This is a genomic window from Nitrosomonas sp. PY1, assembly GCF_022836435.1.
Classification (GTDB): domain Bacteria; phylum Pseudomonadota; class Gammaproteobacteria; order Burkholderiales; family Nitrosomonadaceae; genus Nitrosomonas.
This window is the reverse complement of the sequence record NZ_BQXC01000001.1, coordinates 213,929-235,297: the sequence shown is the minus strand read 5'-3', so window position 1 is coordinate 235,297 and position 21,369 is coordinate 213,929. Positions and strand designations below refer to the sequence as shown.

Annotated in this window: 17 protein-coding genes; 10 read left to right on the top strand and 7 right to left on the bottom strand. The window is 42.7% G+C overall.

Annotated features, from left to right (window positions below; translation table 11 throughout):
* Positions 1–3 precede the first annotated feature (3 nt).
* The 6 genes from W03_RS01060 to gspG are packed head-to-tail and all read right to left on the bottom strand — an operon-like array spanning position 4 to position 5,251.
* Entirely contained in the window at positions 4–606 is a 603-nt protein-coding gene (locus tag W03_RS01060) for a hypothetical protein (RefSeq protein WP_244070573.1), read from the bottom strand.
* Entirely contained in the window at positions 588–1,136 is a 549-nt protein-coding gene (locus W03_RS01055; protein WP_244070571.1) for a PilN domain-containing protein, read from the bottom strand. Before W03_RS01055 ends, W03_RS01060 begins: the two co-directional genes overlap by 19 nt.
* The gene (locus W03_RS01050; RefSeq protein ID WP_244070569.1) at positions 1,124–1,969 is read right to left on the bottom strand and encodes a hypothetical protein; all 846 of its coding nucleotides are present in this window, start codon (positions 1,967–1,969) and stop codon (positions 1,124–1,126) included. Before W03_RS01050 ends, W03_RS01055 begins: the two co-directional genes overlap by 13 nt.
* Entirely contained in the window at positions 1,950–3,563 is a 1,614-nt protein-coding gene (locus W03_RS01045; RefSeq protein ID WP_244073668.1) for a GspE/PulE family protein, read from the bottom strand. Before W03_RS01045 ends, W03_RS01050 begins: the two co-directional genes overlap by 20 nt.
* A gap of 56 nt (positions 3,564–3,619) precedes the next feature.
* Positions 3,620–4,804: a type II secretion system F family protein gene (locus W03_RS01040; protein WP_244070566.1), complete on the bottom strand. Its 1,185-nt coding sequence runs from the start codon at positions 4,802–4,804 to the stop codon at positions 3,620–3,622.
* A gap of 12 nt (positions 4,805–4,816) precedes the next feature.
* Positions 4,817–5,251, bottom strand: a complete 435-nt coding sequence (gene gspG, locus W03_RS01035) for a type II secretion system major pseudopilin GspG (protein WP_244070565.1) — start codon at positions 5,249–5,251, stop codon at positions 4,817–4,819.
* 271 nt (positions 5,252–5,522) lie between these two features.
* On the opposite strand from gspG, the gene aroA reads away from it, so the two are divergent.
* From aroA to pyrF, 6 genes are all read left to right on the top strand, one after another.
* Entirely contained in the window at positions 5,523–6,839 is a 1,317-nt protein-coding gene (gene aroA / locus W03_RS01030) for a 3-phosphoshikimate 1-carboxyvinyltransferase (RefSeq protein ID WP_244070563.1), read from the top strand.
* Between the two features lie 23 nt (positions 6,840–6,862).
* On the top strand, positions 6,863–7,519 hold the full coding sequence (gene cmk, locus W03_RS01025; RefSeq protein WP_244070561.1) for a (d)CMP kinase: 657 nt from the start codon (positions 6,863–6,865) through the stop codon (positions 7,517–7,519).
* Positions 7,520–7,666: 147 nt separating this feature from the next.
* Complete coding sequence (gene rpsA / locus W03_RS01020) at positions 7,667–9,382, top strand: 30S ribosomal protein S1 (protein WP_244070559.1); 1,716 nt, start codon at positions 7,667–7,669, stop codon at positions 9,380–9,382.
* Positions 9,383–9,393: 11 nt separating this feature from the next.
* Complete coding sequence (locus tag W03_RS01015; protein ID WP_244070557.1) at positions 9,394–9,684, top strand: integration host factor subunit beta; 291 nt, start codon at positions 9,394–9,396, stop codon at positions 9,682–9,684.
* A gap of 158 nt (positions 9,685–9,842) precedes the next feature.
* Positions 9,843–10,052 carry a LapA family protein gene (locus tag W03_RS01010; RefSeq protein WP_309296078.1) on the top strand — a complete coding sequence of 70 codons (210 nt, stop codon included), beginning with the start codon at positions 9,843–9,845 and terminating at the stop codon, positions 10,050–10,052.
* A 35-nt stretch (positions 10,053–10,087) separates the two neighbouring features.
* Positions 10,088–10,789 carry an orotidine-5'-phosphate decarboxylase gene (gene pyrF / locus W03_RS01005; protein WP_244070552.1) on the top strand — a complete coding sequence of 234 codons (702 nt, stop codon included), beginning with the start codon at positions 10,088–10,090 and terminating at the stop codon, positions 10,787–10,789.
* Positions 10,790–10,887: 98 nt separating this feature from the next.
* On the opposite strand, the gene W03_RS01000 is transcribed toward pyrF, so the two are convergent.
* Positions 10,888–13,191: a hypothetical protein gene (locus tag W03_RS01000; RefSeq protein ID WP_244070550.1), complete on the bottom strand. Its 2,304-nt coding sequence runs from the start codon at positions 13,189–13,191 to the stop codon at positions 10,888–10,890.
* 421 nt (positions 13,192–13,612) lie between these two features.
* Between W03_RS01000 and W03_RS00995 the strand changes: the two genes are divergently transcribed.
* From W03_RS00995 to W03_RS00980, 4 genes are all read left to right on the top strand, one after another.
* Positions 13,613–14,449: an ABC transporter permease gene (locus W03_RS00995; protein WP_244070548.1), complete on the top strand. Its 837-nt coding sequence runs from the start codon at positions 13,613–13,615 to the stop codon at positions 14,447–14,449.
* Positions 14,439–15,695 carry an ABC transporter ATP-binding protein gene (locus tag W03_RS00990; RefSeq protein ID WP_244070546.1) on the top strand — a complete coding sequence of 419 codons (1,257 nt, stop codon included), beginning with the start codon at positions 14,439–14,441 and terminating at the stop codon, positions 15,693–15,695. Before W03_RS00995 ends, W03_RS00990 begins: the two co-directional genes overlap by 11 nt.
* 22 nt (positions 15,696–15,717) lie before the next feature.
* On the top strand, positions 15,718–17,523 hold the full coding sequence (locus W03_RS00985) for a GNAT family N-acetyltransferase (RefSeq protein ID WP_244070545.1): 1,806 nt from the start codon (positions 15,718–15,720) through the stop codon (positions 17,521–17,523).
* A 128-nt stretch (positions 17,524–17,651) separates the two neighbouring features.
* The gene (locus W03_RS00980; protein WP_244070543.1) at positions 17,652–21,278 is read left to right on the top strand and encodes a glycosyltransferase; all 3,627 of its coding nucleotides are present in this window, start codon (positions 17,652–17,654) and stop codon (positions 21,276–21,278) included.
* Positions 21,279–21,369 lie beyond the last annotated feature (91 nt).

Here is a 21,369-nt window from a genome sequence, read left to right as displayed (position 1 = left end):
AGGCTATTTATTTAAATAAAGATTGGCTTCGAGTCGCACTTCGAGAATATCGGATGTAACGTTTTCACGCCTGATCGCTATAGCAGAAACCGCCATTGCTGGTACAGCTTCCAATGCCGCCGCAATAAACGCGCGTACCTGCTTATACTTACCACGCACCGGCAAAATCATCTCATAGCGAGCCAAACGTGCGTCCGCTTCGTTAATTAGGCGATACTCACTACTACTTAATTCGATATTCTTTTCTTTAGCGATGCGCGTCAATTCACGAATCCAAAATGGGGAAGAATCAATGTTTGGAAAAAAATCGTAAAATACTTGCAGTGCCTGCCCTCCGGTCATTTTAACACCAGCCTCAGATGCGTCTGCTGATTGATTCGATGCAAGCTGCGTTTGCAAAACATCCGCACGTGTTTTTAACTTCGTCAACTCGGAATCATGTGGCAATACCGCTGAAATCAAATAAATGATTGCGGCCGCAATCAGCCCTAAGCCAATTTTCCCAATGGTGCCTAAACAACCGAACTTCCATCGAAGTTGCGGTAACATGCGATCCAAATGTACTTGAATCGTACTGATATTCCAATTTAAGAAATTACGATCCATTCTGTAGATAAAAGAAAAATGATTGGCTTATTGGGATTATCTTGCTTGATTTTGTAATTAATCAAATGCACATTCTGGAAAATTTCTTCTTGTTCAAGCGCTTCAACGAAATCTAATAATTTCGCCATATCTTTGGCTTCACCGTTAATGCGCAACGCACGGTTCGCCACATTGGGTTGTAATGACAATAGCGCTATATCTTTCGTCGAAGCATGTTCGATACCATCAAAAAGCACATCCCACGGCAGATTGATTTGATCCAAAATACCATTGGCTTGACCGATTTCCTTGCGAATTTCTTGACTGAATTCCCTCACCCGTGAAGTAGATCTTGTACGTGGCGTGGCTTTTTGTTGCTGCTGCTTTTCCAAGCGATCCACCCGGTTATTCCAATAATTAATTTCTTCAGTGATCTGGCGATACTGAAAGATGACGATCACGAGTAACATTAACCCAAACAATAGAATAGCAATATCAACCTGTGGAATTGCTTGCTCCTGATAAGGAAACTTTAATTTCAGGCGAGACATTGATTTATTCCCGATATGCCAGCAGGCGATGATGGAAAATGGCTCGGCGCTGGGTTTTGTGCATTGGATAACGTTACCATCGACCAACCACAGTTGAATGGCAGCGCCAATTGTGGATATTCTGGCGCAAATATATAGACGGTTTCCGTGACTTCTTTATTTCCAAGCAATACTGCTTCTTGATCCAAGGCAGTTACAAGTTCTCTCGCAAGCTCTTGAGTATCTTGAAACAATACGCGCTGATTACGAATACTTTGCCAAACACCATTGATCACTATCGCACTACAAAACCGCCCCGACTCTACGACAACAAAATAACTCTTCCGATTATCAAACTGCTTTTGCCAGTGATCATATACCGCCGCCAAATAAGGCTCGACCGATTTCAGTTTGACTTTAGATCGCTTGGTTATTTCTTGCAACTGATGCATCAAATCACGATTAATGGCAGCACAAATAGCACCTGTCGTAGGGTTCCAATCACTGACACTCAAATCCCAGGAGTCAGAACGTTCGGCATAAATTTCGCGCATACGAAATGCGGCATACGACTTGACTTCTTCGGGCGTAGTAATTTCTGCTTGCGGTTGCAAGGTTACAAAACGTACGAAATGATTGGATAGTATCACCGTAAGTTCGGCGCTCGTAACATCTGTCAAATGACTCTCCATTAATTTCAGCGCATTCTGCCATGAAGAACCATTTTGCATCTGTTCACAAAATACGGTGTCTTTACTGAGCTGCTGCGGCTTGAAGCCACGCCGATAATGGACCCAATCAAGTCGTTCAGGTGCCAAAAAAACATAAATTTGATCACGCCACAATTGTGACACGATTGGCCTCCTCTAAACTGGTCATTCCCTGCTTCACCATATCCAAAGCCGCCTCACGGAGAAAGTGTGTACCATTGTTGCGCGCAGCTTCCTTAATACGTCGGATCGGTTCTTGTGCTACGATCAATTCGCGAATCTCATCGTTTAACAGTAAAATTTCTGCAATTGCATTCCTGCCTCGATATCCACTACCGCGACAATGCCCGCATCCTTTACCGTTACGAAATCGATACTGATCTGCTTCTGCAAGCGCAATGCCAGACTCGGTAATCAGATCATCGTCTGGATATTCATCGCTGGAACAATGCGAACACAACAACCGCACTAATCGTTGTGCCACGATACCGTTCAAAGCCGATACAAAACTATAAGGATCCACGCCCATATGCGAGAATCGCCCTATTACATCAAATACATTATTTGCATGTACGGTAGTAAATACCAAATGCCCTGTTAGTGCCGCTTGAATGGCGATTTGCGCAGTTTCAGCATCCCGAATCTCACCCACCATAATTTTATCCGGGTCATGACGCAATATAGAACGTAAGCCGCGCGCAAACGTTAATCCTTTTTTTTCATTTACTGGGATTTGCAATACGCCAGCGAGTTGATACTCAATCGGATCTTCAATGGTGATGATCTTATCGTTGCCTTTGTTAACTTCGGAAATAGCTGCATAAAGAGAAGTTGTCTTACCACTTCCTGTCGGACCGGTAACAAGTAACATACCGTACGGTTCCGAACTTAAACGTCGAATGCTGGTTATCGCCGTTTGACTAAAGCCCAACTGATTCAAAGTCAAACCTTCAATATGATCGGATAGCGCTTGTCGATCCAAAATACGCAACACGGCATCTTCACCAAAGATACTCGGCATGATCGAGACACGAAAATCAATTTCACGCCCCTGAATGGAAATTTTAAAACGACCATCTTGCGGCACGCGACGTTCCGCAATATCCAATTCTGACATCACCTTGATACGAGATATCACTTGTTCCGCCAAGTCTGCGCCTTGTATCACGCCAACCGAAGTTAACACACCGTCAATCCGATATTTAATTGATAGTGCCCCTATTGTCATTTCCAAGTGGATATCGCTAGCCTGGGATTTATGCGCATCATAAAGTGTCGAATGCACCAGCCTAACTACTTGACTGGTGCCTTCATTAATACTTTTCAATGATAAATCTTCGATGCCGCTTTGAATTTTATTTAGTTCATTTGATGGCAGTACCTGATCCATCGCACGCATGGTTTTTTCTTGTTGTGCGAAAAAAGCCGCCAAATCAGCAGGATGCACCAAGCGCCATGCAATTGGCACACTAAAACGTTCTTCCGCCCACGCTCTTATCTTATTTGAAAATGGATTACTAATCGCGAACAAATAACGTTGCTCATGACGAAACAACACACACTCATGCATGATCGCTTCTGAAAATGGCAACACATCAAATGCAGGCGTCAGCATATGGATAGCATTCATATCCAACACATCGATATGTAACAATTGACCGAGCTGCTGAATCAATGCCTCAGGTGCGTAACCATCCACATCCTCCAGCACCTGTATCACCGACACACCTTGATTCATGGCTCTTTGGCGAGCATCGGCCAATCGACCGATATCTAAAGTAACTGTGGATTCGTTCAATTAATACTACCCGCCAATTCAAAAATCGGCATGTACATCAAAATGATAATTCCGCCAATAACAATACCGATAAATGCCATCAATAGTGGTTCGATTAGTTTAGTAGTCCATTCCACCCAACGTGCAATCTCTTCATCATGAAAATTGCCGATACGTTCCATCATATCGCCCATCAAACCGGTCCTCTCACCGACTCGCAACATACGGTTCCCTACAGCAGTCGTCAGTCCTTCCATTTCCATCGCCGTTGAAATCGTCTTACCCTCACGAATATGCCTTGCGGCTGCCTCCACCTTGGGACGAAAATGCGTCTGTAACAATCCACTAACCATATTCAATGCTTGCGTAATTGGAATACCGCCTCGTAACAGCATTCCCAAAGTTTTATAAAAGCGCGCCAATTGATATACACGCATATGTTCACCGATTGCGGGTATGCGCCACAGCAACTGCAACACGCTAGCCCTAAAAGCAGGCCTACTAACAATATATATTGCCAGAATCATCACAACAGCCGAAACAATGGTCAATTCCCACCCGTATTCATGAACAAACTGCCCCCATTTGATCAATAACAATGATAGCCAAGGTAAATCACTGTTCATATCATCATAAATCGCACTGAATTTTGGTACGACAAATACCATGAGAAAGATCGAAACCAGAAAACCGACTAATAACAGTAAAATAGGATAAATTGACGCACCCACCAACTTCTTACGAACGAAATCCATCTGTGTTTGATAGGTAATAAACCGCGTTAATGCCTCAGCAAGATCGCCAGTTTTTTCGCTGGCGCGAACTGTCGCAATATACAATGGTGGAAAGAACTGCGGATATTCTCCCAACGCTTGCGAAAAAGTCACGCCTTCATAGAGTTTAGCCAGAATATTTTGAATGACTTTGCGATTACTCGAATCCTGCTCTTTCTCTAATAAAGTCTCGATACCTTCCACCAGACTCAATCCAGCAACCTGCAACGAAAGCAATTCTTGACTGAAGTGTACTAGCGGAAATTTGCTCCGTGATTTGAACGAAAAGCCAGAAAAACTCCGCTTCACGCTCAGGACCATGCCACCCTTTTCCGTTACTTGAAGACGCGCTTCTTCCTCGCTATTCGCCTCCAAATGGAGCAACACGGTACCTTGATCGGATAAAACTGCTTTTACCTCGTAACGCATTACTGTAACAATCTACCAATTCTTAATATCGGCTGCTTCACCTTCTCCCCCCGGCTGACCATCTTTGCCAAAGGATAACAAATCAAATTCCGCACGTTCCCCTGGATATTTATAGATATACGGACGACCCCAGGGGTCAGAAGGCGGCATCTTAGAAAGATACGGGCCCTGCCATCTTGACTCATTACTCGGACGATTAATCAACGCAGCCAATCCCTGTTCGGTTGCTGGATAAGCACCCACATCCAGGCGATATTGATGCAAGGCTTTTTCGAGCGCATCGATTTGCGCCTGAGCCATTTTGATTTCTGACTTACCGACTTGAGAAAAATACTTAGGCCCAACATAAGCCGCCAATAACCCTATAATAACCATTACAACCAGCAATTCCAACAAAGTGAATCCATTTTTAGTTGCAGTGATGCGTTGCCTTTTCAAACGTAACATATTTATCCTCAATTTAAAAACTAGCACTATTTATTGTACTTTTAAAAAAACCAAACCCATAACCTAAATATGTACATAGTAAGTGCCTTATATAGTAGGGTCAAGACCCATATTCAAGACTAATACTTTATTTTAATAGATAAAAATATTTTTCTGAGTGAATAAACTCACGTTATTTTTAATTCAGCATCAAAAATTTCTTAGCAATTCAAAAACTGCCTTCAATCAGGGTATATAAGATATCATTAATCATTTTTACTCTTCCATTGTCATGAAGTGGCTTGATCTTCCGTTTGCTCAATGCGCCCATGGGAACGTTCAGTTACCAGGCTCCAAGAGTATTTCTAACCGTATTCTGCTGCTATCCGCATTATCAGACGGAAAAACACATATTCACGATCTATTAGCATCCGACGACACTGCGCGAATGTTAGAAGCACTAAGACAACTAGGTATTTCAATTAAGCAAATGGACCACAACGATTACTATGTGGTTGGACAGGCTGGAAAATTTCCCATTAGCTCGGCAAAATTATTTCTCGGAAACGCTGGCACTGCCGTCCGTCCATTGGTTGCCGTACTTTCCCTCATGAATGGACATTATCAATTATCTGGTGTTCCCCGAATGCATGAGCGCCCCATTGCAGATCTTGTGGACGCGCTACGTCAGCTAGGCGCAAAACTATCTTATCTGGGTAATGCTGGGTTCCCACCACTACAAATTGAGCCTTTTAGCTCACGCACGAACCAGAGCAAAAATGAAGTCACGGTAAAAGGGAATGTTTCCAGTCAGTTTCTGACAGGCTTGTTAATGGCGCTCCCACTCACCCGACGAGAATCAATTATCCACGTTTCCGGTGAACTCATTTCTAAACCCTACATCAATCTCACGATTGCACAGCTACGACACTTCGGCGTACAAGTCGAGAACAACGATTGGCAATTCTTCAGGATACCTGCAATGCAAACTTATCGTTCACCAGGATCAATCACCGTTGAAGGCGATGCATCATCCGCCTCTTATTTTCTCGCAGCAGGCGCCATTGGATGCGGTCCCGTTCGAGTTAATGGCGTTGGACGCACTAGCGCTCAAGGCGACATCCACTTTACCACAGCCCTTGAAATGATGGGAGCAACGATTACCATGGGCGAAAATTGGATTGAAGCCAGCAATCCAGCCCAAAAAACCGATAAGAAACCATTGCGCGCAATTGATTTGGATTGTAATCATATTCCCGATGCAGCCATGACGCTAGCAATTTGCGCTCTATTTGCCGAAGGTTCAACCATACTGCGCAACATCGCCAGTTGGCGCCTCAAAGAAACCGATCGGCTCGCGGCAATGTCTTGTGAATTACGCAAACTCGGTGCAATTATTGAGGAAGGCGCAAGCTATCTGCGCATTACTCCACCACGCGATAGATTATCACCGAATGCATCCATCGACACTTACGACGATCATCGTATGGCTATGTGCTTTTCCTTAGCCAGCTTGGGCACTTCCATCCGGATCAATGATCCAGATTGCGTCAAAAAAACATTCCCGGATTATTTCCAGGTACTTAAAAAAATCATTCATTCACGTTAACCCTACCGCACACCCATTACTCTATGTCTCAAATTCCTGTGATCGCTATCGATGGACCTTCCGCATCCGGCAAAGGGGCCGTAGCTCAATTAGTCGCAAAAACGCTTGGATTTCACTATTTAGATAGCGGTGCTTTGTATCGGCTCGTCGCACTAAAAGCAACGCAACTGCACGTTGATAGCACTGATCATGATCAACTCGCCGCCATTGCTGCGCATCTAGACATTGTATTCCAGAATCAAGAAATTTACCTCGATGGCAAAATTGCTACGCATGAAATTCGCACCGAACAGTGCGGTATTTTGGCTTCACAAATATCGGCTTATCCACAAGTTCGGAAAGCCCTCACAGAGCGTCAGCGAAAATTTTTCCAACCACCTGGATTGGTGGCCGATGGACGCGATATGGGTTCAATCATTTTCCCGAATGCCAGATTAAAAGTTTTTCTCACAGCCAGCGCTGAAATACGTGCACAAAGACGTCATAAGCAGTTGATGGAGAAAGGAATCGATGCTAATATCGCCCTCCTGTTGCAAGATCTCAAGGCGCGTGATGAGCGTGACAGCAATCGCAGTATTGCACCTCTGAAGCAAGGAATCGATGCAAAATTACTCGATACTTCGTCGCTGACAATATCTGAAGCACAGAACACTATCCTATCTTGGTATAATGAGATTTAGAATTAAAGATCATACTTGGGTATGGCATGGTATATTTTCAATTTTCGCACTTGATTAGAAAATGACAATTTCAATTCAAGTTTTATTAACTCACTTAACCTGTCTGGCGAATTTTGCTGCAGGGAAAACAATCGGGTATTTTTAATAATGACTACAGTTTCCTCCTCCTCTCCCACATCCTCAGAAAATTTTGCCGCACTCTTTGAAGAAAGCCTTTCCCGTCAGGAAATGCGTATAGGTGAAGTTATTACGGCCGAAGTCGTTCGCGTTGACTATAACATTGTAGTAGTCAATGCGGGCCTCAAATCGGAAAGCTTTATTCCTGTCGAAGAATTCAAAAACGATCGCGGTGAAATTGAAGTAAAACCGGGCGACTTTATTAGTGTTGCCATTGAATCGTTGGAAGATGGATTTGGGGAAACTCGCTTGTCCCGTGATAAAGCGAAACGCCTTACGGCTTGGCACGATCTCGAAGAAGCAATGGAAAGCGGTAAAATTGTCACTGGCATGGTCAATGGTAAAGTCAAAGGTGGCCTCACTGCCATGATTAATGGTATCCGTGCATTTCTGCCAGGCTCTTTGGTCGACATTCGCCCCGTTAAAGATACCACGCCTTATGAAAACAAGGAGATGGAGTTTAAAGTCATCAAGCTCGATCGTAAGCGCAACAATGTTGTTGTTTCACGCCGCGCTGTGCTGGAAGCTACCCAAGGCGCCGATCGCGAGTCGTTATTATCGAGCTTGCAAGAAGGTGCTGTTGTTCAAGGCGTCATCAAAAACATTACCGATTATGGAGCTTTCGTTGATCTAGGCGGCATAGACGGATTGTTACACATCACCGACCTGGCATGGCGCCGCGTCAAACATCCATCCGAAGTTGTCAATATCGGCGATGAAGTGACTGCAAAAGTGCTTAAATTCGATCAAGAAAAAAATCGCGTTTCTTTAGGCATGAAGCAACTGAGCGAAGATCCATGGGTAGGTTTATCACGTCGCTATCCTGCGCATACTCGTTTATTTGGCAAAGTAACCAATCTGACTGATTACGGTGCATTCATCGAAATAGAACAAGGCATTGAAGGACTGGTGCATGTATCTGAAATGGATTGGACCAACAAGAATGTTTATCCGTCTAAAATTGTTCAATTAGGCGATGAAGTCGAAATCATGATTCTGGAAATTGACGAAGAACGCAGACGTATTTCACTAGGAATGAAACAATGCCAAGTTAATCCTTGGGAAGAATTTTCTTCCAAACATGAAAAAGGCGACAAGGTTAGCGGTCAGATCAAATCTATTACTGATTTTGGAGTTTTCATTGGACTTCCCGGCAACATTGATGGGCTAGTGCATTTGTCCGATCTTTCCTGGAATCAGTCGGGTGAAGAAGCTGTTTTAAACTACAAAAAAGGCGATGAGGTTGAAGCGATCATCTTATCGATCGACGTTGAACGTGAGCGCATTTCCCTTGGCATCAAACAAATGGAAGGCGATCCATTTACCGCCTTTGTCACACAATATGATAAAAATAGCATCATCAGCGGCACGGTAAAATCAATTGATGCCAAGGGCGCAGTCATTGCATTGAATAATGACGTCGATGGTTACTTGCGTGCCTCAGAGGTTACTCGTGATCGCGTTGAAGATATTCGCACGCACCTGAAAGAAGGCGACAAGGTTGAAACCATGATCATCAACATTGATCGCAAGAACCGTACAATTAATCTTTCCATCAAAGCCAAGGACAAATCGGATGAAACCAGCGCTTTACAGAAAATTAAAACAGCACCTACAAATGCTGGAACCACAAGCTTAGGTGCATTACTCAAAGCTAAGATGGACAGCAAAAATACCGAACAATAAGGAAAAAATTCATGACGAAATCTGAATTAATTGCGCGTCTTGCTGCCCGTTTTCCGCAATTAGTCGCAAAAGATGCAGAGCTTTCCGTTAAAACGATTATTGATGCCATGTCCAAAAGCCTAGCTAAAGGGCAGCGCATTGAAATTCGTGGATTTGGCAGCTTTGATTTAAATTACCGCCCGCCCCGCGTCGGGCGGAATCCGAAGTCCGGTGATAAAGTGAAAGTACCTGAAAAATACGTGCCTCATTTTAAAGCTGGAAAGGAAATGCGCGAGCGAGTCGACTACAAGGAAAAAAAATAACCAGTCTCCTCCTTATAAGACTTATTTTAGCTAGATTGACTCAATGGCGGATGTTTATGCAGATTGATTTGATCGATCAACGGTTACGTTGAAAATCATATAAAAATAAGTCATAAAAGCATGAGTACAATTAACTACATTAATGGATAAATCTCATTATGATGAAAATGATTATATGGTTTCTACGAATTTCTGTTTTTGCAATATTGGCTGTTTTTGCTTCGCAAAATTCTCAGCCTGTGGTACTACAATATTACTTGAACCAATCGATTGAACTCCCCTTGAGTGCTGTCATGTTAGCTTTTTTCGCACTAGGTATTTTTATCACCATCATATTTACGTACTGCCGTTTCCGCTCAGAGAAATAGCTCCTTATTGTTTATCTTATCATTAAGCTCTTGATGTGAACGAACCTCGTATTATCGTCGCATTAGATTTCGATCATGCGGAAAGCGCCCTAAGCCTATCGAAGAAATTATCTCCGCAATTATGCCGGTTAAAAGTCGGCAAGGAATTATTTACTGCAGCAGGCCCTTCGATCATCGAAAAATTGATTCGCGATGGATACGAGATTTTCCTGGATTTAAAGTTTCACGATATTCCTGCCACTGTTGCGAAAGCCTGTAAGGTCGCTTGCAATCTCGGCGTTTGGATGATCAACGTGCACGCATCGGGCGGAAAAAAAATGCTAATTGCTGCACGAGAAGCTGTTCCAGCGCATTCCACTCGGTTAATTGCGGTGACTGTACTGACTAGCATGAACGAATTTGATTTGCACGAAATTGGTTTTTCCGATACACCGCAACAACTCGTATTGAAGCTCGCTCATTTGACGCAAGACTGCGGATTGGATGGCGTCGTTTGCTCCGCACAGGAAGCTCCTTCACTGCGTAAAGAACTTGGTAAAAATTTTTGCTTAGTAACGCCAGGAATTCGTTTACCGGATAATACAAGAACCGACGATCAAGAAAGAATTACAACACCGCAACAAGCGATTCAAAATGGCTCTGATTATCTGGTAGTTGGTCGGCCGATTACGCTCGCTGAGAATCCACGGCACGCACTTTATCAAATACAGCAATCTATGTTAAGAATAACTTCTTAAGGCTTTTTATTTTTTAATGAAAAAACTCACGCTTGTATAATACAAGCGTGAGTTTTTATTTGATTATTACTACAGCAAAATTATCTTTTTACCATCTTTTAACCCAGAACCAACTCATTTGCTGTGATTGTTGCAGCCGATAGATCTACTGTTCCCGTCAACTTCACAAGTTGATCCGCCGCTGCATCAAATGTAGCACCCGCACCGGCATTATTTACGACATAAGTATTTCCACCATAATCACCCCAGGTAACGGAATTTCCAGCACCACCAGCCGCAAGTAGGTTTAAAGCATCAGCTTCACTTGTTGCGGACGCTAAATTAATCTCGGTAGGAGTTCCTGTGGCAGCTGTGAAAAATATACTATCACCGCTGGTAAAATCTGCGATAGTTGTGAAAACATTTGCAGCAAGTGTAACACCACTGACATCGAACTCATCATTACCTGCTCCACCTGTCAGTGTATCAGAGCCATCATCTCCATTAATAATGTCGTCACCACTGCCACCGATTATAATGTCATTTTTAGCGCTACCTGTTACATCCAAAACACCCGTTAGAGCGCTCGCATCGATTTTACTACCGGTAGTAGTGGCGACTGCTAGTCCAAAGGTCAAATCCGCGTTACCATCCACCGTTATCGTGGAGTTCTCGACATTACCAAAAGTAGTAATCGTATTTCCTGCACTTCCACTCGAAGTCAAATTCACTTTGGTGATTCCAGTAAAATTCAAAGCGACTACTGTTTGTGGAGTTGTTGCAGCGCCAGAATCAATAGTGACGTTAGTAGTATCATTTCCCACTTTATTACCGATCGCAATCGTACCAGCACCCGCAGAATTATCGATAATAAACTCAGATGTATTCAATGCATTGGTAAACGTCGTTGCAGCTCCATTAACAACTTTAAATCCTGTAATACCGGTATTAGTGATTGTAGAAATATCCGCACCAGAACCACTTGCTGCAAAACCAAGAGTTTCGAACCCTTGGGTTGCATTTATTGTAGCAATCTGCGCAGGAGTTAATGCTGCGGTTTCAGAAAGAATAAGTGCGTCATTTCCTTCACCACCATTCAATTGCGAACCTGAGGTCAAATCACCAAGACGTCCTGCAGCAAAGGTTAGACTATCGTCACCAGCGCCGCCGGTAAACGCGAATGCAGCGTTTTTCGCTGCTGTAACAGAAATATCGACACTGCCCGTAGCCGCCGCTGCATTGATCGTTTCGAGAGCCGTACCCGTTACATCATTAGCCACCTCAAAATCCTGGCCTCCGCTAATGGTCAAGGTTTTGATTAGCGTATCCAAGATTAAGTCATCAACCATATTCGACGTTCCTGCTGACTCAATATTTAAACTAGTCGCTTTAGCGCCTGTGACTTCCAGACTTTCTGGCACTGATGTAACACCTTGATAGCCATTGAGCGTCAGATTCAAACTGGTATCGGTGGCCGAACCTGCCCAAGTCACTAGACCAGCCGTCTCTAAACCACCAGCTGTAGCCAAACTCAACGATTGTCCGGCAGTCGTCGTAATAGTTTTACCATCCAACAATGAAGCATCCGAAATCACAACCCTGGTCAATCCTGTCGCTGCTTTCGTATAAGCCTCGAGATTAAGGTCAGCGTTAGCCATCTGTGCTATTTGGAATTCCTGAACACCGGTTATGGTTCCTGGTAAATCGCCTGCCCCACTTAAAGTTCCAAGTACTTTTAATATATTATAGCCAGAACCACCGTCGATTATATCTCCTGCAGTCATGGTAGCTGGATTCGACGACGGGTCACCAAATATGATATCGTTGGCAGCCGTGCCTTGGACAATATCATTGCCGTCGGTCAACGCAAAACTAGTTGCACTGGCATTATTCGCTATTTGCTGCGCTTCAACAGCCGTATAAAGATGGTCACCTTTAACCTGACTTAGTGCATTTTGTAAAGTATTGAGGTCCGTGGCATTGCTTTGCAAAGAATAATCTTCCGCTACCGCTACTTTATTCAAAAACAGATTTTTGGTCGTTTGAAACGCCGCAGGAACTGTGTCAGAACTCAGGTAAGCCGCGGCTGCGGTTACTATTGCCCCAAAACCAACACCTGCTTCCAGGTTTGATTTGAAAAACTCAGCAGCTTGAAAACCCGCGCTTGCTGGGTCGTTGTTTGCCATCAACCCAAAGTTACTCATCAGCAAACCAACTTGATCGTTAACCGTGACTTTTCCGGCCAGCGGTCCATTAGTAAAAATAGGATTGGCAGCTGTATTGTCAGCCAATTCTGGAATGCTCATTCCCCCTTCGACAGCAGCTGCCAAGTCATCCATATAGATACCGCCTGGTGCTGCATTAAATAAGCCTACAACAACTTTTAAAATTTCACTACGTTGTTCTGGAGTTATAGTTGCCATGAAGATCCCCCTCAATATAAATTAAGAAACGAAATAAGCAAACCACTTGCAAGTCATTCACTTTGGTCTCTAATCTTCCTAATGCCAATGCAAAAAATACCAGCACTTACGTCGGGAGAATGATACAAAAGCAAGCCAAGCTAATTATCATTCTGCACAAAAGCTCAGTGCATTGCAAGTGAATAAACAAAGTTTCCATCAAAAACTGTCGCAAAACGACAACAAGCACGACGGGAGAGATTCTGCCCGTGCTCAGGCCTAGTTTAAAAGGCGATATGAAAGGGATTCTTAGTGTTATTCTCGGATTACTTACAATTTTTGCCTCTTTTTACAAATTATCAGTAATTTTAAGCGTAAACGTAGCGACTTCTTTAGTATCTCGGCTATAATCTAGGGCTTGATTTTTATCCCTACTGCTATTGTGCAAGCATCTACTTCGCTCATTATTCCTTCTGTCACTTTCTTTCGCAGCTTAAAAAAACATCAGACACTCATACTGCAATTAACCAAACGGGAAATTGCAAGTCGCTATCGTGGATCGCTCCTCGGATTGTTGTGGGCAGTAATCAATCCTATTTTGATGCTGGCGGTATATACGTTTATATTCGGTTTCGTATTTAAAGTGCGCCTAGATCAAGAAAATAGATTCGAAGATGACAAGTTCTCTTTTGCGTTATTACTTTTTTCTGGCTTAATCGTGTATAACATTTTCTCTGAATGCCTTTCACGCGCTCCAGGCTTAGTTCTAGCAAATATTAATTATGTAAAAAAAATTATCTTTCCGTTGGAAATCCTGGCCTGGATCAATCTCGGCTCGACGCTTTTTCATGCGATTATCAGTTTATCGGTATTATTGCTCGCTCTGTTATTGGTCAACCATTCGATCCATTGGACCGTATTATTCATACCGGTCGTTCTCTTGCCATTTGTATTCTTGACAATCGGCATTTCGTGGTTTCTGGCAGCAACGGGGGTTTTTGTACGCGATATCGGTCAATTCATTGGTCTACTTTTGACTATGCTACTTTTTCTGAGTCCTGTGTTTTATCCCGCTGCGGCTTTGCCGGAATCGCTTCGCGACTATTTATTTTTGAATCCACTGAGCTTTATTATTGAGCAATTGCGCGCAGTAGCCTTATTGGGCCATTTACCTGATTGGCAGGGTTTGGCAATCTATTCGGTAATTGCTCTGGCCGTTGCACAAATCGGTTTCATTTGGTTTGAAAAGACACGCAAAGGTTTCGCCGATGTTCTCTAGCGATGCTTTCAGTAGACGTGAAGCTATTACGGTAAAACAGCTTTCCAAGTGCTATTCGCTCTACAATCATCCAAAAGACCGACTTAAGCAGTTTTTATGGCCACATCGCTGGCTTGGTATTCGCCAATACTACCGTGAGTTATGGGCTTTACGCGACATTAATCTATCTGTTCATAAGGGTGAAGTGATTGGTATCGTAGGACAAAATGGTTCCGGTAAATCCACGCTACTGCAATTAATTTGCGGAACGCTCACGCCGACACAAGGCAGCATTTTTGTAGATGGTCGCATCGCCGCCTTACTCGAATTGGGCGCTGGTTTCAATCCAGAATTTACAGGACGCGAAAATATTTATATGAATGCCGCTATCTTAGGGCTCACACAAACCGAAATCGGCGAAAAAATTGAAAGCATCATCGATTTTTCCGGTGTACGTGATTTCATTGATCAGCCTGTCAAAACTTATTCCAGTGGCATGTATGTGCGATTAGCTTTTTCGATTGCCATTAGCGTCAATCCCGATATTTTGGTGATCGATGAAGCATTGTCAGTGGGAGATGGCGCTTTTGCACGCAAATCGTTCATGCGCATCATGGAAATGTGTGACGCAGGAAAAACCATTCTATTTTGCTCGCACTCGTTATTTCAAGTGGAATCGCTCTGCTCCCGTGCAATCTGGATTGATAAAGGTAAAATCATGATGGATGACGATTCAGCCAAAGTTGTATCAACTTACCAAACTTTCCTGGATAAAAAAGCTTCCAATACTGAAATGCCGGTTATCGATACTAAACCTCCCGAATCAATTGTCAGATCTCCATTGGGTAGCGCACATTTAAAAAAAGTCAGCTTGCAACTTGACCCACTCTCCACTCAGCGGGGAATTATTACACATGAGAAATCCGACATTACTTTGCACATCAGTTTTGCCTCAGATCCTGCTTTGCCATGCCCAACGGTAGGCGTTACGATTCAAACAAAAGACGGGCGCACTATCACTAGCGCGGCAACCTGGGAAGACCAATTTACCATCCAGCGTACATCGACAGGTTTTGCGAAAGTATCGCTGAACTTGAATCAATTACCATTACTCAAAGGCGAATATCTGATTAACGCATACTTGTTATGTGAACGTGGTATCCATATCTATGATTTTGTAGAAGGCGCTGATATTTTACAAATCGACCAAACGGGGCGCTTGCAAGGATACTTTTCAATCCCCCATCAATGGGTAAACAATCAATAATAATTTATCTTGATCATGCCGATTGGCCTCCATCACTCCATATACACAACACGGTTTGCAAACCGATTATGCTGCTGAGCCAATGACAGATACATTAGAGCTTCCCTTCAAGAAATTAGCTTTCCCGCTGAATGTTTATGCGAAAGCCTTGTTACTACAAGAAGGCCAAGCTGAATACTTGCACTATGGTTTATTCCAGAATGCCCAAACCAGCCTGAAAGAGGCGCAGCAATATTCCACTGATCTACTCATATCAAAATTGCCACCGCCTCCATGCCGTATCCTAGAAATCGGGATAGGTTTTGGCAAGACTTATTCGCAACTTCTGCAAAAAGGCTACGATGTATTTGGAATCACACCCAATACTATACAAGTCGATTATGTTCGCCAATCACTGGGGGCGGAAGCCTCGGTCAGTCTCCATTCACTTGAAACTTTTAGCGCCGAGCTTGAGAGCTTCGATGTCATTCTGTTGCAAGAGTCTTCTCAGCATATTAATCCATTGACAATCTTTAACAAAGCGCTTGAGTTGCTTCAACCAATGGGTGACTTAATCATTTTGGATGAATTCACGTTCAAGCATCAGGCTAGCGAACCGAGCAATTTACATGGAATTGATGACATCATCGCATTAGCAACAAGGTTAGGGTTTGAATTACTCGAGCATAGCAATTTGTCGCAAATGGCTGCTCCCACTCTCGATTATTGGTTACAAGCCATTCATACACACCGACAGCATTTGCTCCATAACCTTGACGTGAGTACTGCGCAGCTTGATCAGCTCGATCATTCCAACCGCCTACACCGTGAGAAATATCGCAACGGACAGTATGGTTACGCACTACTACACTTTCGCAAGAAAGATATACCAAGATGGCGGCTACAATTTTTGGAAAACGAACACAGCACGCACATGCAAGAATTATTTCGGCGAATCTTCCACCACGAAATGCCTATTGAATTATGGCAATGGAAATACGCTACAGAAAATAGCCGAGCATTGGGCATCTGGCGTGAAAATAGATTGGTCGCGCATTACGGTGGCATCGGTCGCAGCATTTTATTTTTTGGCAAGCATGAAAATGCCGTTCAAATTGGAGATGTAATGGTCGAGGCCAAAGAGCAAAGCTCTTTGGCTCGCAAAGGCCTCTTCTATATGATGGCGGCAACCTTCCTGGAGCATTATATCGGCTACGGCAAACGCTATCTCCTCGGCTTTGGCTTCCCCAACCAACGTGCGATGAAAGTTGCTGAGCGGTTGGGGTTATATGGAGAAGTAGGTGAAATGGTCGAGTTATCATGGAAACCTCAACTACGCTCGCCGCTCATTCAAACGCATCTAAAACTCATTGATCTTCCGACCAAAACTAACATCAAAGCTGTTAATAAATGTTGGCAGAATATGGTTGCCGATATGCAAACATCGATCATTGGCTTGCGTGACTGGCCCTATATACAACAACGCTATCTCAATCACCCCACACAACGATATCAAATCATTTTGATAAAAAACCGATTAACACGGAATCCGCGAGGAGTACTGGTCTTGCGATACGAGAATGATGAATGCGAACTAATCGATCTAATCGCATCTATCACTGAAATTCCATTACTCGTCACTCAGGCAAAAAGATTAGCTGCTTTAAACAAAGCATCTCGGTTATTTTGCCGCATCACTGAAAACTTCACTGAGTATTTCTCGCGCACTCAAGCAACTCAGCAAGCAATCGGCATTAAAATACCAACCAGTATATGGTGCGATGGTCCTACTACAGAATTACTAAAAAATCACTGGTGGCTGATGGGTGGCGATATGGATTTTAGATAAAATCGACCATCCTCGTATCCACCACAGATACTATCAACACAAAAAACTATTTACGCTAAAATCACAAGCCAGCAAACTGAATCGTTTATTTTCAGTGTTATTTACTTACGTTCTTAGCCGAGACTTTTTTGGAAAATTTGCTCATACCCTACCAAGCTGTCGCACACCTTCCTTGCACGAACGCTCTGGTTTTCGCCCCACATCCAGACGATGAAGTATTCGGTTGTGGTGGAACCATCATGCGCCATGTCGCGCAAGGCATCCCAGTTACTGTCATTATCGTTACGGATGGTGCATTCAATTTAGATGCAAAAACATCGGCTGATGATTATGTGCTACAGCGACAACAAGAAAGCATTGCTGCCGCTCATATACTCGGATATGGCAAGCCTATTTTTTGGCAATATCCTGACCGCAAGATAGGTTACAACGAAAAGTTCGTCCAAGAAATTCTAGAAACAATTCAGAGTAGCAAAGCAGACCTGATTTATGCACCATCGGTTTTCGAAGTGCATCCGGATCATCGAATTATCGGTATGGCGGTAGTCGAAGCCGTACGAAGAGTTGGGAAATCCATGCAAATTGCACTTTACGAAGTAGGCGTGCCGCTACACCCCAACCAATTACTCGATATCAGCGACTTAGCGGAACGAAAAGCAGCCGCGATGTCATGCTTTACATCACAAATCGCCAAGCAAAGTTATGATTTACACATTGCCGCACTGAATCGCTATCGCACATATACCTTACCCGCCAGCGTAACAGCGGCAGAAGCTTACATGCTGATCTCAGCCGAGGAATTGGCTAATGATCCGCTCAAACTTTATCAGTCTGAACACACACGTCAGAAAACCCTGGGGCTCGTGCTGGATAGCAACGACGTGCCGCTAGTCAGCGTTATCATTCGTAGCATGAATCGCGATACGTTATCAGATGCATTAGATTCCGTTGCCTTACAGACTTATTCGAATATTGAAATAGTCATCGTCAATGCCAAAGGCGCTGATCATCGAGGGGTCGGTGAATGGTGCGGGGGATTTCCGATTCGACTTATCGCAAGTGACGGATTGATCACTCGCAGCTGTGCAGCCAATATTGGACTTGAAGCCGCACAGGGAAAATATCTGATTTTTTTAGATGATGATGATTGGTTTACCGCTGATCACATCGAAAACCTGGTTCGTGTAATCGAATTACATCCACACATTAAGGTTGTATACAGTGGCGCAATATGCGTAGATGAAAATAATAAGCGAATGCCTAAAACTTTTGGCCAGTCTTTTGATGCAATTCGACTCTTAGCTGAAAATTATATTCCCATTCATACCGCATTATTCTCCAAAGAATTACTCAATATCGGTTGCGCAATTGATGAAAAATTGGATGTTTATGAAGACTGGGATTTTTGGATACAAGCATCTATGTTCACAGACTTTTTATATGTTGATAATACAACAGCTGTTTATCGAATTAATCCTTACTTTGGCTCACAGGTTCATACAGATAATAAGCTCATTGAAGCAGCAACCCAAAAAATTTACCAAAAATGGCTTCCACGACTTAATAGTAATCAAATAAGTAATTTGATTACTGTGATACTCTCCAATCAAGTAAAAGATGAGCAATTAAAAAAAACCGAAGAACAGTTAAAAGAAGCAGAGCAGAAACAGAAACAGCAACTGATGCAACACAAACAACAGATCGACGAACTTCAGGAACTAATCAAAGAGCTCAAACATATCATTACAGAACGAGATCGCTCGGTATTAAGCCAAAATGATACGATACAAGAAATAATGAATTCAACCAGTTGGAGAATTACGCAGCCTATGCGCTGGTTGGTATTGCATTACCGCACATTGCATTCAAGCTATCGAAAAATTCGAAGATTGGCCGCCAGTCACGGTGGGTTCAAAGCACTTTCCCGAAAAGTATATTTGACTGTCAAACAAGATGGCTTATCGAGCTTGGCTAGTCAATTTTCGCGCACATTGACTCTCAGTGATTCAGATCTTTATCAACACTGGATCGAAAAATATGATCATTTGACAAACGAATTGCGAAACAAAATGCAAAGTCGCAGCGAAGCATTTTCACACAAGCCATTGATATCAATCATCATGCCGACCTATAATCCGAATATAAAGTGGCTTACTGAAGCGATCGAGTCGGTTCGCAAACAAATTTATCCTCACTGGGAATTATGTATTGCAGATGACGCATCAACGGACAGTTCCATTCATAAAGTTTTGCAACAATTTGAACGGCAGGAATCACGTATTAAAGTAGTATACCGCGCGCAAAATGGCCATATATCTGCAGCATCCAACAGTGCTTTGCAGTTAGCAACAGGAGAGTGGGTCGCGTTATTAGATCACGATGACTTGTTAAGTGAGCATGCATTATTTTGGATCGTTGATGCGCTACAAAATAAACCAGATATCCAATTGATTTATTCCGATGAAGACAAGATTAATGAACAAGGCAAAAGATTGGCCCCTTACTTTAAGCCTGATTGGAATAAGCAGTTATTCTATTCCCAAAATTTTATCTGTCATCTAAGTGTATTCCGGAGAGATATCTTAAAGAAAATAAGTGGATTTAAAATCGGATTAGAAGGCTCACAAGACTATGACTTAATCTTACGATACCTAGAATACATTGATTTTAAAAGAGTCCATCATATTCCCAGAATACTCTATCACTGGAGAATGCATAATAAGAGCACCGCTTTTTCTAGTCATACAAAACCTTATGCTATTTTATCCGGAGAAAAAGCATTAAATAATCATTTCGAAAGACAAAAAATCTCCGCAACAGCTGAATATATTGGTTTTGGATATCGAATACATTATTCCCTGCCTTCAACACTACCACTAGTTTCTCTAATTATTCCAACCAAAAACGGATTTTCTTTACTAAGTCAATGCGTAGAAAGCATTTTAGAAAAAACCACATATAAAAACTATGAAATCTTAATCATCGATAACGACTCCGACGACAAAGAGACAATTCACTACTTACAAAAACTCAGCGACGAAAATGATAATATCTCCATTGTTAAGGACGACCGCCCATTCAACTACTCTGCATTAAACAACGAAGCTGTAAAAGTAGCGAATGGCGAAATATTAGGGCTTCTTAATAATGACTTAGAAGTTATTTCACCTGAATGGTTATCAGAAATGGTTTCAATTGCACTACAACCCGATACGGGAGCTGTCGGAGCAAAACTTTGGTATCCTAATGATACTCTCCAACATGGTGGCGTAATTATAGGAATAGGCGGTGTTGCAGCACATTCACACAAATACTTGCCTCGGAACGAATATGGGTACTTTTGTCGCGCTAGACTAACTCAAAATTTTTCGGCAGTAACAGCAGCGTGTTTAGTTATTCGTAAATTTATTTTTGACGCAGTAGGCGGATTGAATGAAACTGATTTACAGATCGCATTTAATGACATCGATTTCTGTTTGCGAGTTCAAGAAGCAGGCTATAGTAATATTTGGACACCATTTGCAGAATTGTATCATCATGAATCAGCAACAAGAGGTTACGAAAATACACCAAAGAAACAAGAACGGTTTTCTAAAGAGGTAAAATATATGCAAATGAAATGGCAGACTGCTATTTATCATGACCCAGCTTACAACCCTAATTTGACACTTGATCGCGAAGATTTCTCATTAGCAGATTTGCCTCGAACTAAATTTCTTAGTAATGCACAGTTGAACACCAAATTTAGGAAATAATTAGATTTCTTATTATGCATCTCCTTTGTTGAATGCAATATAATTAAATCTGCGCTTTTCCTATAATCCTATAAAGTATGCATCAATATAA

Coding starts and splice junctions, on each gene's coding strand:
- W03_RS01060 (WP_244070573.1), bottom strand. CDS start 606: ATGGATCGTAATTTCTTAAATTGGAATATCAGTACGATTCAAGTACAT.
- W03_RS01055 (WP_244070571.1), bottom strand. CDS start 1,136: ATGTCTCGCCTGAAATTAAAGTTTCCTTATCAGGAGCAAGCAATTCCA.
- W03_RS01045 (WP_244073668.1), bottom strand. CDS start 3,563: ATGAATCAAGGTGTGTCGGTGATACAGGTGCTGGAGGATGTGGATGGT.
- W03_RS01040 (WP_244070566.1), bottom strand. CDS start 4,804: ATGCGTTACGAGGTAAAAGCAGTTTTATCCGATCAAGGTACCGTGTTG.
- gspG (WP_244070565.1), bottom strand. CDS start 5,251: ATGTTACGTTTGAAAAGGCAACGCATCACTGCAACTAAAAATGGATTC.
- aroA (WP_244070563.1), top strand. CDS start 5,523: ATGAAGTGGCTTGATCTTCCGTTTGCTCAATGCGCCCATGGGAACGTT.
- cmk (WP_244070561.1), top strand. CDS start 6,863: ATGTCTCAAATTCCTGTGATCGCTATCGATGGACCTTCCGCATCCGGC.
- rpsA (WP_244070559.1), top strand. CDS start 7,667: ATGACTACAGTTTCCTCCTCCTCTCCCACATCCTCAGAAAATTTTGCC.
- W03_RS01015 (WP_244070557.1), top strand. CDS start 9,394: ATGACGAAATCTGAATTAATTGCGCGTCTTGCTGCCCGTTTTCCGCAA.
- W03_RS01010 (WP_309296078.1), top strand. CDS start 9,843: ATGATGAAAATGATTATATGGTTTCTACGAATTTCTGTTTTTGCAATA.
- W03_RS01000 (WP_244070550.1), bottom strand. CDS start 13,191: ATGGCAACTATAACTCCAGAACAACGTAGTGAAATTTTAAAAGTTGTT.
- W03_RS00990 (WP_244070546.1), top strand. CDS start 14,439: ATGTTCTCTAGCGATGCTTTCAGTAGACGTGAAGCTATTACGGTAAAA.